We start from the raw sequence: 15610 nt of genomic DNA, 5'->3' as shown, positions 1-15610 counted from the left end.
CTATGGCTAATTCAAGCGATGAGTTTTCTTTGCGCCTGCGTCGTCTGAACGCGAAGCGTAAAAAGTCCCTGCGACGTTCCCGTTCCGCATTCATAGACAATGATGGCTACGTCATCGTGCGCGGTTATCGCGAAAAGCGTGGTATTCCATATACCGGGCTGATGATTTTGCTGGTTGGTTTCTTTGGCCTAAAGGGCGCGATGATGGCGCAAATGGGCGAGGGCACTTACGATGCCAAAATGGACGAACTGCGCACAAGCGGTACGACCGCGGCAACGCTTGGTGTCTGGACCCTGCAACCTGATCCAATTTCGAATTTGGTGGCAACACACCTTCGGGGCTATCTCTGAGCCCACTTGTTTTTCGCTAGAAACAAGAAAGCCGCGCCAGTTTTCACTGACGCGGCTTTTTCATGTCCGATCCTCAGGGGAGAGATTGAGGATCGAATAAAGGGATATCTTATGTGATGGAGTGGATATCACGGCGCAGCAGGCCGATGTCTTCCAGTTCACGATCTGTCAGTTTGGACAGAACGATGCGTGTCTTGCGGGCTTCAAACCAGTGCTGAACGCGCGCGAAGGCAGCGTTGAGGAACAGACCAATCTGGCCATTAGAAACGGTTTGTACGCGTGCAGTATCAAGAGCGGCCATAGTGGTAATCCTTCTGTTTGAGTTATGGTCGTTTTGCTTAACCGCGATTTAGGATGCGCATCGCGGTTCCACAATCGACAAGATGTCATTGCCGATCTGCGCTTTTTGCATGCCTCAATTTTGAGCAATGTGTCTGGAATTTGATCATCGCGATTTGGACGCATGATCTGGTTTGTTCACACCAAGTGGCCCCTAAATGTGCGAAGGTGCTTGGCGCGCGTTCTCGTTTTGTGCTAGGGCTTATGAAAAGGCCGAAAAGGCAGGAGCAGATATGCGCGTATTGGGGATTGATCCAGGTTTGCGCAACATGGGATGGGGAATCATCGATGTTGCCGGTAGCCGGATGAGCCATGTGGCAAATGGGATTTGTCATTCTAAGGGGCAGGAACTGGCACCACGGTTGCTTTCTTTGCATGAGCAACTGACAGATGTGTTGCACCGCTATCAGCCCGATCATGGCTCAATTGAACAGACCTTTGTCAACAAAGACGGGGTAGCCACGCTGAAATTGGGTCAGGCGCGCGGCATTGCCTTGCTGGTTCTGGCGCAGGCTGGATTGCAGATTGGCGAATATGCTCCGAACAAAGTCAAAAAGACGATCGTTGGCGTCGGACATGCGGAAAAACATCAGGTCGAACATATGGTAAAACTGCAATTGCCCGGTGTGCAGATTGCAGGCGCAGATGCGGCGGATGCTTTGGCCATTGCAATGTGTCACGCCCATTACGCACGCGCCAGCGGCAGTTTGGAAGCCGCCTTGAAGAAAGCAAACGCATGATTGGGAAGATAACAGGCCGGATTGAATACCGCACAACCGATCACGTTTTGATCGACGTGCGGGGCGTGGGCTACATCGTGTATTGCTCAGATCGTACTTTGATGGAGCTACCGGGCAACGGAGAAGCGGCGGCGCTTTTCACCGAAATGTTGGTGCGCGAAGACAACCTACAGCTCTTTGGTTTCACCACGTTGCTGGAAAAAGAATGGCACCGGCTGCTCATTTCTGTGCAGGGCATCGGGGCAAAGGCCTCGCTGGCTATTCTGGGTACATTGGGACCTGAAGGCGTGGGCCGTGCCATTGCATTAGGTGATATCAGCGCCATTAAAGCCGCCAAAGGCATTGGCCCGAAAACCGCTCAGCGGGTTGTGCACGAGCTTAAAGACAAAGCCCCGGCAGTCATGGCACTTGGAGGTTCTTTGGCTGAGGCACAAGGCGAAGCGCCGGCATTGGCTGATGTAATCGAAGAACCGGCGGTTCAGCCGGCGCCGCGCAGCAAAGCTCCAGCCGCAAGCGGGCAGGGGGCAGCAGCGCAGGCCGAAGCCTTGTCGGCCCTTTCAAATCTGGGGTACGGACCTGGGGATGCTGCTGCAGCTGTGGCAGAAGCCTCTGGTGCGGATCCAGAATTGAATACCGCTGGCTTGATCCGCGCTGCTTTGCAGCTTTTGGCACCGAAAGGGTAGAGCATGGATGCTCCTGATCCGACATTGCGACCAGAGCCGCGCCCTGAAGATGCTGATCGCGCCTTGCGCCCGCAGGGGTTGGGCGAATTTATTGGTCAGGCCGAGGCGCGCGCCAATCTGAAAGTCTTTATTGAATCCGCAAAACAGCGCGGTGAAGCGATGGACCACACCTTGTTTCATGGTCCTCCCGGCCTGGGTAAAACTACTTTGGCGCAGATTATGTCGCGTGAGTTGGGCGTGAATTTCCGCATGACCTCTGGGCCTGTTTTGGCCAAAGCGGGCGATCTGGCGGCGATCTTAACCAACCTTGAAGCGCGGGATGTGTTGTTCATCGATGAAATTCACCGCCTCAATCCGGTCGTGGAAGAAGTGCTTTATCCAGCGATGGAGGACTTTGAGCTGGACTTGGTCATCGGTGAGGGGCCTGCCGCGCGGACCGTTCGGATCGAGCTGCAGCCGTTTACTTTGGTCGGAGCCACGACACGACTTGGTCTTTTGACGACGCCACTGCGGGATCGTTTCGGTATCCCAACGCGGCTTCAGTTTTATACAGAAGATGAACTGAATGAGATCGTAACGCGGAACGCGAGGAAGTTGGGCGTTCAGCAAGAAGAGGGCGGCGCACGTGAGATTGCGCGTCGGTCTCGAGGGACACCTCGAATTGCGGGGCGTTTGCTACGGCGCGTTGTGGATTTCGCGCTTGTCGAAGGCGATGGGGTTATCACCAAAAAGCTGGCGGATGGCGCGTTGACCCGGTTGGGTGTTGATGGACTGGGCCTGGATGGGGCGGATCGGCGCTATTTGACCTTTATCGCCGAAAATTATGGCGGTGGACCGGTCGGTGTTGAAACGATTTCGGCGGCACTGAGTGAAAGCAGAGATGCCATTGAAGAAGTCATCGAACCGTTTTTGCTGCAGCAAGGTCTGATCCAGCGCACGCCACGTGGGCGCATGCTGGCCCGCAAAGCTTGGAAGCACTTAGGTTTGGTCGCGCCTGAGGCGGGGAAACCGCAGACAGATCTATTTGAGTAACACGCTGGATGCGTCCGGCGGGAGTATTTTTGCAAAGAAGAAGGTGTGGGCTTGCCGTTTTTACTGTGAAGCGGCATTAAGGCGCGATCTTTTTTCAGGCTAGAAAATCATGAGCGTTACCACTCCAGAAGCCATTCAAGAGTTTTTCACCCGCACAGACGGAAGCTACGCTTTCGCACGCTGGGGGCGGCCGATCGCGCCGATCGTTTTTGGTGTTGAGGACGAAACTCTGAGCACCGTGAAGGGCGCGATTGAGGCGGTTGTCACGCTGGCAGGCCACACGGTCGCTGAAACCGATCCCGAGCTCGGCAGCAACCTAATGGTGTTTTTCTTCAGGGACTGGAGCGAACTGCTGGAGGTTCCGGATCTGGATCGGTTGATCCCCGGGCTTCAGGATCTGGTCAAAAAGCTGGATGAGGCAGGGGCCAATCAGTACCGGGCGTTCCGGTTTGATGACCAGGCGGCAATTCAGGCAGCCTTTGTTTTTTTGAAAATGGATGCGGATCTTGCAAAGATCCCAGCAGAAACTTTAGCCCTGGGGCAGGCAGCGCAGGTCATTTTGATGTGGGGAGATCGTGCCTTCGCAAAGACTTCACCATTGGCGGTCATGCCAGAAAACGGCGCAACGATTTTGCGTCCTGATGTGGCCGGGATTATTGCTGCGGCCTATGATCGGATGATGCCACCATCTGCCGACGACGCGAGCCATGCCTACCGGATATTTGCGCGGCTTCAGGGGGCGGATTGAGGTCTTTGTTGAATTTTGACCAAAGACCTCGTACCGATCTGTAAACGAGAAAGGCAGGTCCGATGCAGCATAATTTCCCAATCCGCGTCTACTATGAAGACACCGATATGGCCGGGATTGTGTTTTATGCAAATTACCTAAAATACATCGAGCGCGCGCGCAGTGATTGGGTGCGTGGCAAAGGTATCAATCAAGCGGACCTCAAAGAAGAGGAAGGTCTGGTTTTTGCAGTCCGTCGCGTAGAAGCTGATTATTTAGCACCTGCCCATTTTGACGAAGAGCTGATCGTAGAAACGCGCCCAATCACAGTGACTGGCGCGCGGCTGGTGATGGAGCAGATTGTGAAACGCAATTGCGATCTGTTGTTTCAGGCTGTTGTGACGTTGGTTTGTATCAACGAAACCGGCCAACCGGTCCGTCTTCCGGCAAATATTCGCTTAATGCTGCATTAATTCAGGCAAATTCTTGTGAATGAGCCTGTTTGACGGGCTTTCCCCGTAGAAAACTTCATAAAATCACGCTAGTTTTCTGGCAAAAGGGCCACCAAAGGCCGTCAGAAAACGGGCAGACAAATGGAAGCAGCAATCGATTTTTCGATGTGGGGGTTGTTCGCGCGCGCCACATTGACCGTGAAACTTGTGATGGTGATGCTGATTGTCGCCTCCTTCTGGTCATGGTCAGTGATCGTGCAGAAGATCATCTCTTATCGGTCCGCGGGCCGGGAAGCGGCTGAATTTGATCGCGCCTTCTGGTCTGGGGAACCATTGGATGGGTTGTTTGATGAGATCGGTCCTGAACCCGCTGGGCGCTCGGCGCGTATTTTCGCTGCCGGTATGATGGAGTGGCGCCGCAGCCATCGCCAAGACGGCGGCTTGATCGCCAATGCGACCAGCCGGATTGATCGCTCGATGGATGTGGCCGTCGCGAAAGAAGCTGAGGAATTGCAAAAGGGTCTACCGGTCCTGGCAACCATCGGTTCGACCGCGCCATTTGTTGGTCTGTTTGGTACCGTTTGGGGCATTATGAACGCCTTTATCGAAATCGCGGAACAGCAGAATACAAACCTTGCCGTTGTGGCCCCAGGGATTGCTGAGGCTCTGCTGGCAACGGGTTTGGGGCTTCTCGCCGCGATCCCAGCTGTGATTTTTTACAATAAGCTTAGTGCTGACAGCGACCGCATCCTTGCGGGCTACGAGGCCTTTGCGGATGAGTTTGCAACCATCCTTAGCCGCCAGTTGGACAGCTGAGCGATGGGCGCAGGTGTCATCAAGAAAAACGGCGGTGGACGGCGCAGTCGTCGCACACGCAGCCAGCCTATGGCCGAAATCAACGTCACGCCTTTTGTCGACGTTATGTTGGTTCTGTTGATCATCTTCATGGTGGCCGCCCCACTTTTGACTGTGGGTGTGCCGGTTGAGTTGCCCAAGACAGCAGCAAATCCGTTGCCTGGTGAACAAGAAGAACCGCTGACCGTAACCCTGACAAGTGACGGGATTGTCATGATCCAAACCACGCCCACAACGGTAGAGGAGCTGGTGCCGAAACTGCGTGCAATCGCGGTGGAGCGGTCTTCTGACCGCGTATTCCTGCGCGCGGATGGCAGTATCCCTTACGAGAATGTGGTGCAGATAATGGGCGCGCTGAATGCTGGCGGGTTTTCCAATATCGGACTTGTGACAGACATCGGAGGCCCAGCACTTGATGGGCAGGACGGCTGAGGCTGAGACTTAGGATCGTCGTGTGAATAGTCGCTTAAATATCGGTCACTATGTTTCGGGCGGCAGCCATGCGCTGTTGATCGGATATGTGTTGTTCGGGGGCGTTTTCAGCTCTGAACCTGAACCACCGGTTGTGACCGGTGTGGATATCATTTCGACTGAACAATTTGAACGTATCTTAAACGCCGATGTGCCGCCGCAGACGGCTGATCAAGTCGAAACCCCGGTCGCGCCAGAGCTTTCAGAAGAACCCCCTGCGGTGATTGCCGATCCGGATCCAATTACGCCGCCTGCACAGCCAGAAGCAGTCGAGGCGCCAGAGCCAGAACCGGTTCCTGAAGTTGCCCAGCCTGTGACGCCGCCCGTTGATCTGACGGAAAACGTACCGGATATTACGCCTCCAGCAGAACCAGATGTTGCGCCAGAGCGCTCACCGCGTCCTATCGCGCGACCGGTCACGCGGATTGCGCCAGAGGCGATCGAAACTCCTGAGCCGGACGTTCAGATCTCTGACGTGGATCAGGCCCCAACCGCCTCGGCTGAAAGCAATGCAGATACGGTTGAGGCGCAAAAAGAAACCGCACGCGAAGAAGCGGCGCCCGAAATTCCAACCGAGCCAAAATCAGGAGCGGTGACTTCATCCATTCGACCAAAGGCGCGGCCAAGCCGGCCCGCAACGCCGACACGTCCAGAACCGAGTTCCGAACCTCAATCCGAGGACACGCAGACCGCAGATCGTGATAGTGGTGTGAATGATGCTTTGGCTGAAGCGCTAGCAGATACGCCTGCCACTCCATCCGGACCACCGCTGACATCCGGGGAAAAGGATGCATTGCGAGTCTCTGTTCAGTCCTGTTGGGTTGTCGATGTCGGCAGTCAGGCCGCAAATGTTACAGTGACGGTCGGAATGTCATTTGATCGTGACGGTCGCGTGGTAGGCGGATCTTTGCGGCAGCTAAGTGCTTCGGGTGGCGATGAAAATGCGGCTAAAGCGGCGTTTGAAGCGGCGCGACGCGCCATTCTGCGCTGTCAGCGCGGTGGCTATAATTTGCCGATAGAAAAATATGAACATTGGCGTGATGTCGAAATCACGTTTAATCCAGAGAAAATGAGGCGCAGATGACGAAATTACTCTTGGCTCTGGCGTTGGTTTTAACCAGCGTACATTTCACCCCGACAAGTGCAACCGCGCAGAACGGCCCGCTTCGGATAGAAATCACCGATGGTGTGATCGAGCCCTTGCCATATGCGGTACCCGATTTTGTCGCCGAAAGCTCTGGCGCCAGTCAGTTGGCACAGGATATCGCCCGCGTTGTGGCGGCAGACCTGTCAGGCACAGGGCTTTTCCGAGAAATTCCAAAAGAAGCCTTTATCAGCTCGATCACCAATTTCGCCTCGCCGGTGCAATTTGCAGACTGGAAAGCGATCAACGCACAGGCGCTGATTTCAGGTGCGGTCAGCGTGGATGGCTCTGGCAATATAGCTGTGAAATTCCGCGTCTACGATGTTTTCGCAGGTCAAGAACTGGGTAATGGGCTGCGTTTCCGTGGCACTGAAGAAGGCTGGCGCCGCATGGCGCATAAGGTGGCAGACGCTGTATATTCGCGCATCACTGGCGAAAGTGGTTATTTTGACAGCCGCGTTGTGTATGTGTCGGAAACCGGTCCAAAGAACGATCGTAAGAAACGCCTCGCGATCATGGATTATGACGGAGCAAACCTGAAATTCCTGACCGATAGCAATAATATCGTGCTAGCGCCGCGTTTTTCTCCATCAGGAGACCGGGTGCTCTACACCTCCTATGAAACCGGCTTTCCGCGGGTTTTCGTGCTGGATATTGGTTCGGTGACACGTCGCGTGCTTGAAGCACAGTCCGGCGATATGTCTTTTGCGCCACGCTTCTCGCCTGATGGGCAGGACGTTGTGTTTTCGGTGACCGATGGCGGCAACAGTGACATCTACCGCATGAATATTGCGACTGGCCAACGCACGCGTCTGACCTCGGCCCCATCGATTGAAACCGCGCCGAGTTACAACCCTGACGGATCAAAGATCGTTTTTGAAAGCGACCGTTCTGGCAGCCAGCAGCTTTATATTATGAGCGCCAAGGGCGGCGACGCACAGCGGATCAGCTTTGGGCAGGGACGCTATGGTACGCCGGTCTGGAGCCCGCGTGGCGATCTGATTGCCTTTACCAAGCAAAACAAAGGACGGTTCCACATCGGTGTGATGCGTACCGATGGATCCGAAGAGCGTCTGTTGACGGCAAGCTTTTTGGATGAAGGTCCAACATGGGCACCAAATGGCCGTGTGATCATGTTCACGCGTGAAACACAGGGCGCAAATGGATCCGCGTCGCTCTATTCTGTGGATGTGTCGGGACGCAACCTAAAGCCGGTTCGCACACAGGGCGGTGGGTCTGATCCAAGTTGGTCTCCGCTACAGCAGTAAGGCCAAAGCATAGAATATGATTCCACCACAACCTGTGGTAATAGCAAAGATAAATAATATCTAAGAGGCGACAACGTCGGGAGCACATCATGAAGAGTACACTAGGTAAATCCGCCCTTCTTCTGGCCTTTGTGGCTGTCAGCGCATGTACCAACCCCAATGGGTTAGGTGGCGGCTTCGGCGGCGGCGCAGGTGGTAGTGGGTCCGGTTTTGAACCGGGCAGTGCAAGCGACCCTTCCAGCCCAGCTTATTTTCAGCAAACCGTGGGGGACCGCGTACTATTCGAAGTGGACCAATCCACATTGACAGACCAGGGCCGCGCAACATTGACCGGCCAAGCCAACTGGCTGATCACCAACAACGATTATTTTGCTGTGATCGAAGGCCACGCAGATGAACAAGGCACCCGCGAATATAACCTCGCCCTTGGCGCGCGCCGGGCGAATGCAGTCCGCGAATTTCTTGTCAGCCAAGGCATCGCGAGCAACCGTCTAAAAACCGTGACCTTCGGTAAGGAACGTCCTATTGGGATTTGTTCTGCCGAGGCCTGCTATGCTGAGAACCGTCGCGCCGTGACTGTGATCTCGGCTGGTCTGTCAAGCTAAGGGAACCAGATCATGCGCGCTTTGACTTTGGTAGTTGCCCTCATGGGATCCGTGGCACCGCTGTCTGTGGTGGCGCAATCCTCTGAAGAAACGCTGGCGGATATCCGTCAGCAACTTTCGGTGCTTTATGTGGATGTACAACGTCTTAAGCGCGAGCTTTCGACCACTGGCGCGCCACAGGGTGGTGGTTCTGGTGGGTCAGTCCTTGCGCGCATTGATGCCATCGAGATGGAAATGCAGCGTCTGACGGGCAAAACAGAGCAGCTTGAATTCCGCATTGATGAAATTGTACGTGATGGCACCAATCGGATTGGCGATCTGGAATTTCGTCTGGTTGAGCTTGAAGGCGGTGACCTGAGCCAACTTGGCGAAACCTCAACACTAGGTGGTGAGTTTGGCGAATTAAACTCCGGGACTACCACAACGTCAAACGAAGACACCGAATTGGCCATAGGTGAAGAATCTGACTTTAATCACGCCTTAGCTGCCTTAGAGGGGCAGGATTTTGGCTCTGCAGCCGATCAATTTGCAGCCTTTAGCCAAACCTATCCGGGCAGTCCTTTGGAAGCCGAGGCACATCTGCGCCGCGGTGAAGCCCTCGAAGGGGCAGGCAGCATGCCTGATGCAGCACGCGCCTATTTGGAAAGCTATTCCGGGTATCCCCAAAGTCGCATCGCCCCAGAGGCCCTGTTCCGTTTGGGGGCAGCTCTCGCTAAACTCGGTCAAACCGATGAGGCCTGCGTGACTTTGAACGAAGTTGATCTACGCCATCCGGGCCACGAATTCGCCGGCGAAGCACAGCGCGAAATGCAGAGCTTAGGATGCAGCTAGGTCGTTCTGACACCGATCTGCTGACACTTTTAACATCCGAAATCACTCAAGCTGGCGCCACTCGGATCGGCATTGCCGTGTCCGGTGGTGGAGATTCCATGGCGCTTTTGCATTTGGCGGATGCGTTAGAGGATCGCTACCGCATTGAGGCCGTCACAGTTGATCACGGGCTGCGATCTGGATCTGCGGAAGAGGCCGAGTTTGTCCAAAAAACTTGCGCCAAACTGAACATTCGCCACGCCACGGCGCGATGGACCGGATGGAAAGGCGACGGCAATCTGCAAAACCGTGCGCGAGATGCGCGCTACGGGTTGATAGCCGAATGGGCAAAACGCCAGAGGCTTCATGTGGTGTTGCTCGGACATACCCAAGATGACGTGGCCGAAAATTTTTTGATCCGTCTGGGCCGCGAGGCTGGCGTTGATGGGCTTGCACAGATGGATTCGCGGTTCGAGCGCAATGGTGTTTTGTTTCTGAGACCCATGCTGGATGTGTCGCGTGAAGAATTGCGCCAATTCCTAAATCGTCATCGCCGTGAGTGGCGCGAAGATCCGTCCAATGAAAACGAGATGTTTCAGCGGGTGAGGGCACGGCGTGCGATGGAGGTTTTTGAAGGCATTGGAATTTCAGCCCAAAGCCTCGCACGTGTGTCGCAAAATATGCGTGATGCGCGCGAGATATTAGAAGATGATACGAGCACGTTGGCGCAGTCGATTGTGCATCAGGTCTCCGGCGATCTTTTGATCTCGCGAGAAGGATATTTAGACAGTCCAAAAGAGCTGCGTAGACGTTTGGTGGTGAAAGCGCTGGGATGGATCAGCCAGTTAGATTATGCCCCCCGGCGCGCACCGATCGAAGAGCTTGATACCGCGATTTCTGAAGGGCGGAACTTTTCGCTCGCTGGGTGTTTGATCACGGTCAGTAAAACCCGCATTCGGCTATCACGAGAATATAATGCGGTGCGCGAGTTGGTAGAGTATTCGCAAGGATGGGATCGTTGGCTTTTAGAGGGCGCTTGGGAAATGGGCATGCAGGTGCGTGCATTAGGTGAGCCGGGCCTGTTGCAACTAGATGATTGGCGGGAATCAGCCTTACCGCGCAAATCTTTGATGGCCACACCAAGCCTTTGGCATCAGGATCAACTGCTTGCAGCCCCTCTGGCTGTGCCGTCTGAGCATTGGAAAGCGCGGTTAAAATCACCTGATTTTCTGGATTGCGTCTGATCCTCTGGTATTATCGCATTGAACATGCTGGTTTGATGTCTATTTATGACGTGTGACAGCTGTGCTAGGACCGGCTGCAATCGACTTTGAGGAGAATTGCCTTGGGCAACGCGCGCAATATTGCATTCTGGATCGTGCTCATCCTGCTGATTTTGGCCCTGTTCAACTTGTTCAGTGGTAATAGCGGCAGCTTGCAGAGCCGCGACATCGCTTATTCTGAATTTGTAGACGCTGTGGAAGACGGCGCAGTAAGCAGTGTCACTTTGGATGGTGAACAAATCATTTACCGTGGCTCAGACGGCAGCGACTATGTGACTATTGCTCCTGATGACGCGCGTGTGACGGATTTGCTATTGGCGAATGACGTGAGCGTTCAGGCGAAATCGCAAGAGCAATCTGGTCTGCAGTCCTTTATTCTAAGCCTATTGCCCTTCCTGCTGCTGATCGGTGTGTGGATCTACTTCATGAACCGCATGCAAGGTGGCGGCAAAGGCGGCGCAATGGGTTTTGGTAAATCCAAAGCCAAAATGCTGACCGAAAAGCATGGCCGCGTGACCTTTGATGACGTGGCGGGTATCGACGAAGCCAAAGAAGAGCTGGAAGAGATCGTAGAATTCCTGCGCAACCCGCAGAAGTTCTCTCGTCTGGGCGGCAAAATCCCGAAGGGTGCGCTTCTTGTAGGCCCTCCAGGTACTGGTAAAACACTGCTAGCACGCGCAATTGCGGGCGAAGCGGGTGTGCCGTTCTTCACCATCTCTGGTTCTGACTTTGTCGAAATGTTCGTTGGTGTGGGTGCTTCCCGTGTCCGCGATATGTTTGAACAGGCCAAAAAGAACGCGCCCTGTATTGTGTTTATCGATGAAATCGACGCTGTGGGCCGTCACCGTGGCGCAGGCTACGGCGGTGGGAACGACGAGCGTGAGCAAACGTTGAACCAATTGCTGGTTGAGATGGACGGCTTTGAAGCCAACGAGGGTGTGATCATCCTTGCGGCAACCAACCGTAAAGACGTGCTTGATCCAGCGTTGCTGCGTCCAGGTCGTTTTGACCGTAACGTGACCGTTGGCAATCCAGACATCAAAGGTCGTGAGAAGATCTTGGGCGTGCATGCACGCAAAACCCCTCTGGGTCCTGACGTTGATCTGCGCATCATTGCGCGGGGTACGCCGGGCTTCTCAGGTGCGGATCTTGCTAACCTCGTAAACGAAGCTGCGCTGACTGCAGCACGTGTTGGACGCCGTTTCGTGACGATGGAAGATTTCGAATTTGCTAAAGACAAAATCATGATGGGTGCAGAGCGACGCAGCATGGTGATGACGCAAGAGCAAAAAGAAATGACCGCTTATCACGAGGCTGGCCACGCGATCGTTGGTATCACCTTGCCAAAATGTGATCCGGTCTACAAAGCGACAATCATTCCACGTGGCGGCGCACTTGGCATGGTCATGAGCCTTCCTGAAATGGATCGCCTGAACATGTTCAAAGAAGAGTGCCACCAGCGTCTGGCGATGGCGATGGCGGGTAAAGCGGCTGAGATCATCAAATACGGTGAAAACGAAGTCTCTAACGGACCTGCGGGCGACATCCAGCAAGCTTCTGGCTTGGCACGCGCTATGGTCATGCAATGGGGCATGTCTGACAAAGTCGGCAACATTGACTACCAAGAAGCGGCAGCTGGCTATCAAGCCAATGGCGGCGCCGGCGGGTTCTCTGTGTCTGCAGCCACAAAAGAAATGATCGAAACTGAAGTGAAACGCCTGATCGACGAAGGTTACCAGCGCGCATATGATATCTTGACCGAGAAAAGCGAAGAATTCGAGCGCCTTGCGGAAGGCCTGCTGGAATATGAAACGCTGACCGGCGAAGAGATCAACCGCGTAATCCGTGGCGAGCCACCACATGTGGATGACGATGAAGGCGGTACGCCAGAAAAAGATGAGAAACCATCTTTGACGGCGATTCCAAAAACCAAGCCACGCGACAAATCTGGCGATGGTGGCATGGAGCCTGAACCCACTGCATAAACGCAAACGGCAAAAACTAAAACGTGAACCTCGGCCCACTTGGCCGGGGTTTTTTCATTCTTAGATGTCTTAAAGTTGTTACCAATTGAGCTTTGCGGCCAATTAAGCAGACGGGCGCTAAGAAAAACCATGCTTTCCTATTCTCCATCGTTCCTTGCCACTCTTGCCATTCAGCGGGGGAGCATTCGAACCCTGTTATTGATCTGCCTTTTGCTGATCGTTGGTAATGTGATGTCCGCAGGGTGGGAGGTTGCGTTAAAATCTGAGTTTGGGGCGTTGGAGTTAGCCTCGTTTGTTTGCCTTTCAATTGCAGCTTTTATGGCGGCCTCGCTTTACAAGCGCGGTTTACTGAGGCTTTGGGCTGTCCCGTATGTATTTGCCTTTTTGGCCCTTAGAGAAATGGACTTTCAAGACTGGTGGTTTGATCCGGGCCTGCTCAGAGCCGAGATTTTCACTGCGGCAGTTCCGTTGTGGCATAAACTCGTATCCGCTGGCGCGATGGGGATCATTGCAACCACGCTCATCAGTTTTTTTTCGATAGGTGCGCGTCCGTTTTTCTCTGGTTTGCTACGGCATGAATTGTGGGCAGTTACATTGATCATCGGTGGAGGCATGGTTGCATCTGCACTCTTGTTAGACGGGTTCGAGCGTAATCTTGCGCTTTTCGACATTACCTTGTCTCCAACTGTCATGGGCGTCGCTTCTTATCTAGAAGAGGTGATGGAGTTTGGATTTGCCTTTTCATCGGTTGCGGCACTTGTTTTGTTTGCGCGTGGTGTAGCAGAGCGTGATTTGGTAAACGCTGGATCTGTTTCGTTTCTGCACTAGGCGGAAACGAATCTAAACTGCAGCCGCTTTTGGTCACGAATGCATTGCGAGATCATTGATCAAAAAAAACATCCCAAAAGCGACAGGCTCGCATCGAAATGGCGCGGAAATCGGCGTTTCAGGATTGTTAAATTTTAGATCCTGGCCTCAAATCACATATAGTTTTCTGCTTCATCGACGAAGTTTCCAATGGGCAACACAAGATATCATTTGCGACGCAAGTTCTGCGTGAAATGTCGGATTTGCGACTTGGCCGGGTGGAAACGCAGGGTAATCCTTAGGTAATCACGGCACACCCTAGGAGTTATGCGGTTATGGCCTACAAATCTGATATCGAAATTGCACGCGAAGCAAACAAGCGTCCTATCCAAGAGATCGGCGCAAAGATTGGCATGTCGGGTGATGACCTGCTGCCTTACGGTCACGACAAGGCGAAAGTGAGCCAAGAGTTCATCAACTCTGTCCAAGGCAAAGAAGACGGCAAGTTGATCCTGGTGACAGCGATCAACCCTACACCGGCTGGCGAAGGTAAAACTACAACCACCGTTGGTCTGGGTGACGGTCTGAACCGCATCGGCAAAAACGCGATGATCTGTATTCGCGAAGCATCCCTCGGCCCGAACTTCGGCATGAAGGGTGGCGCTGCAGGTGGTGGTTTGGCACAGGTTGTGCCTATGGAAGAGATGAACCTGCACTTCACAGGTGACTTCCACGCGATCACATCTGCGCACTCACTGCTCTCTGCAATGATCGACAACCACATCTACTGGGGCAACGAGCAGGAAATCGACATCCGCCGTGTTGCATGGCGTCGTGTTGTTGACATGAACGACCGCGCGTTGCGTCAGATCACAGCGTCTCTGGGTGGCGTATCTAACGGTTTCCCACGCGAAACTGGTTTTGACATCACTGTGGCCTCTGAAGTTATGGCGATCCTCTGCCTGGCAAACGATCTGCAAGACCTTGAGAAGCGTCTGGGTGACATCATCGTTGCTTACCGTCGTGACAAGACACCTGTTTACTGCCGCGACATCAAAGCAGCGGGCGCAATGACCGTTCTGCTGAAAGACGCGATGCAGCCAAACCTGGTGCAAACTCTGGAAAACAACCCAGCGTTTGTTCACGGTGGCCCATTCGCGAACATCGCGCACGGCTGTAACTCCGTCATCGCAACCAAGACTGCTCTGAAAGTGGCAGACTACGTTGTGACCGAAGCGGGCTTTGGCGCTGACCTTGGTGCCGAGAAGTTCATGAACATCAAATGCCGTAAAGCAGGCATCGCGCCTTCTGCGGTTGTTCTGGTTGCGACTGTGCGCGCAATGAAAATGAACGGTGGCGTTGCCAAAGCCGATCTGGGGGCGGAAAACGTTGATGCCGTGAACAACGGTTGTGCCAACCTTGGCCGTCACATCGAAAACGTGAAGTCCTTCGGCGTGCCTGTTGTGGTTGCTATCAACCACTTCGTCACTGACACTGACGCAGAGGTACAAGCGGTCAAAGACTACTGTGCAACACACGGTGTCGAGGCCATTCTGTCCCGTCACTGGGAACTGGGCTCTGAAGGCTCTGCACCTCTGGCGGAAAAAGTTGTGGAACTGGCCGATTCTGGCGCGGCGTCCTTCGCGCCGATCTACCCAGACGATATGCCGCTCTTTGAGAAAATCGAGACCATCGCCAAGCGCATTTACCGCGCCGACGAAGTTCTGGCTGACAAAAAGATCCGCAATCAACTGAAAGAATGGGAAGAAGCGGGCTACGGCAACCTGCCGGTCTGCATGGCGAAAACCCAATACTCTTTCTCCACTGATCCAAACCTGCGCGGCGCGCCAGTTGGTCACTCTGTGCCAGTACGTGAAGTACGCCTCTCCGCAGGTGCGGGCTTCATCGTGGTTGTCTGCGGTGAGATCATGACAATGCCGGGTCTGCCACGCAAACCAGCATCAGAATCGATCCACCTGAACGAAGAAGGCCAGATCGAAGGCTTGTTCTAAGCTTCTAGAAAAGTTACTGCGGTCCGAGAGCTTTCGGGCCGCAGGAG

17 protein-coding genes are annotated in these 15610 nt (G+C 54.1%); 16 read left to right on the top strand and 1 reads right to left on the bottom strand.

The window, feature by feature from the left end; all coding sequences use genetic code 11:
• The first annotated feature begins 2 nt into the window (after positions 1–2).
• On the top strand, positions 3–350 hold the full coding sequence (locus tag JXQ85_RS08250) for a hypothetical protein (protein ID WP_421748419.1): 348 nt from the start codon (positions 3–5) through the stop codon (positions 348–350).
• A gap of 109 nt (positions 351–459) precedes the next feature.
• Here JXQ85_RS08250 and JXQ85_RS08245 read toward each other — a convergent pair whose 3' ends face one another.
• Entirely contained in the window at positions 460–651 is a 192-nt protein-coding gene (locus tag JXQ85_RS08245) for a DUF1127 domain-containing protein (RefSeq protein ID WP_421748418.1), read from the bottom strand.
• A gap of 271 nt (positions 652–922) precedes the next feature.
• Here JXQ85_RS08245 and ruvC point away from each other — a divergent pair, with 271 nt between their 5' ends.
• The 15 genes from ruvC (at position 923) to JXQ85_RS08170 (ending at position 15563) form a co-directional block, all read left to right on the top strand.
• The gene (gene ruvC, locus JXQ85_RS08240) at positions 923–1429 is read left to right on the top strand and encodes a crossover junction endodeoxyribonuclease RuvC (RefSeq protein ID WP_421748417.1); all 507 of its coding nucleotides are present in this window, start codon (positions 923–925) and stop codon (positions 1427–1429) included.
• On the top strand, positions 1426–2112 hold the full coding sequence (gene ruvA / locus JXQ85_RS08235; RefSeq protein ID WP_421748416.1) for a Holliday junction branch migration protein RuvA: 687 nt from the start codon (positions 1426–1428) through the stop codon (positions 2110–2112). Before ruvC ends, ruvA begins: the two co-directional genes overlap by 4 nt.
• Before the next feature lie 3 nt (positions 2113–2115).
• Positions 2116–3144 (top strand): Holliday junction branch migration DNA helicase RuvB, encoded by a 1029-nt coding sequence (ruvB, locus tag JXQ85_RS08230; protein ID WP_421748415.1) that lies wholly within the window; start codon positions 2116–2118, stop codon positions 3142–3144.
• A 109-nt stretch (positions 3145–3253) separates the two neighbouring features.
• A complete protein-coding gene (locus tag JXQ85_RS08225; RefSeq protein WP_421748414.1) occupies positions 3254–3892 on the top strand; it encodes a hypothetical protein in 639 nt (212 codons plus the stop codon).
• Positions 3893–3954: 62 nt separating this feature from the next.
• Positions 3955–4344, top strand: a complete 390-nt coding sequence (gene ybgC, locus JXQ85_RS08220; protein WP_421748413.1) for a tol-pal system-associated acyl-CoA thioesterase — start codon at positions 3955–3957, stop codon at positions 4342–4344.
• Positions 4345–4464: 120 nt separating this feature from the next.
• Positions 4465–5139: a protein TolQ gene (gene tolQ, locus JXQ85_RS08215; RefSeq protein ID WP_421748412.1), complete on the top strand. Its 675-nt coding sequence runs from the start codon at positions 4465–4467 to the stop codon at positions 5137–5139.
• Between the two features lie 3 nt (positions 5140–5142).
• Positions 5143–5610, top strand: a complete 468-nt coding sequence (gene tolR / locus JXQ85_RS08210) for a protein TolR (RefSeq protein WP_421748411.1) — start codon at positions 5143–5145, stop codon at positions 5608–5610.
• Positions 5611–5632: 22 nt separating this feature from the next.
• On the top strand, positions 5633–6733 hold the full coding sequence (locus JXQ85_RS08205) for an energy transducer TonB (RefSeq protein ID WP_421748410.1): 1101 nt from the start codon (positions 5633–5635) through the stop codon (positions 6731–6733).
• Positions 6730–8061, top strand: a complete 1332-nt coding sequence (tolB, locus tag JXQ85_RS08200; protein WP_421748409.1) for a Tol-Pal system beta propeller repeat protein TolB — start codon at positions 6730–6732, stop codon at positions 8059–8061. The genes JXQ85_RS08205 and tolB overlap by 4 nt, the downstream gene beginning before the upstream one ends.
• A gap of 89 nt (positions 8062–8150) precedes the next feature.
• Positions 8151–8666 (top strand): peptidoglycan-associated lipoprotein Pal, encoded by a 516-nt coding sequence (gene pal, locus JXQ85_RS08195; protein WP_421748408.1) that lies wholly within the window; start codon positions 8151–8153, stop codon positions 8664–8666.
• Between the two features lie 12 nt (positions 8667–8678).
• Positions 8679–9497, top strand: coding sequence for a tol-pal system protein YbgF (gene ybgF / locus JXQ85_RS08190; protein ID WP_421748407.1), 819 nt, complete (start codon positions 8679–8681; stop codon positions 9495–9497).
• Positions 9488–10720: a tRNA lysidine(34) synthetase TilS gene (gene tilS, locus JXQ85_RS08185; RefSeq protein WP_421748406.1), complete on the top strand. Its 1233-nt coding sequence runs from the start codon at positions 9488–9490 to the stop codon at positions 10718–10720. The genes ybgF and tilS overlap by 10 nt, the downstream gene beginning before the upstream one ends.
• Positions 10721–10821: 101 nt before the next feature.
• Positions 10822–12744 (top strand): ATP-dependent zinc metalloprotease FtsH, encoded by a 1923-nt coding sequence (ftsH, locus tag JXQ85_RS08180; RefSeq protein WP_421748405.1) that lies wholly within the window; start codon positions 10822–10824, stop codon positions 12742–12744.
• Between the two features lie 39 nt (positions 12745–12783).
• Positions 12784–13572 (top strand): hypothetical protein, encoded by a 789-nt coding sequence (locus JXQ85_RS08175; protein WP_421748404.1) that lies wholly within the window; start codon positions 12784–12786, stop codon positions 13570–13572.
• Between the two features lie 314 nt (positions 13573–13886).
• Complete coding sequence (locus JXQ85_RS08170) at positions 13887–15563, top strand: formate--tetrahydrofolate ligase (RefSeq protein WP_421748403.1); 1677 nt, start codon at positions 13887–13889, stop codon at positions 15561–15563.
• The last annotated feature ends 47 nt before the right edge of the window (positions 15564–15610 follow it).

It is taken from the genome of Cognatishimia sp. (assembly GCF_049116455.1).
Lineage (GTDB): Bacteria > Pseudomonadota > Alphaproteobacteria > Rhodobacterales > Rhodobacteraceae > Cognatishimia.
Note: the sequence above shows the minus strand (reverse complement) of the source record. Positions and strands in the feature narration are given on the sequence as shown.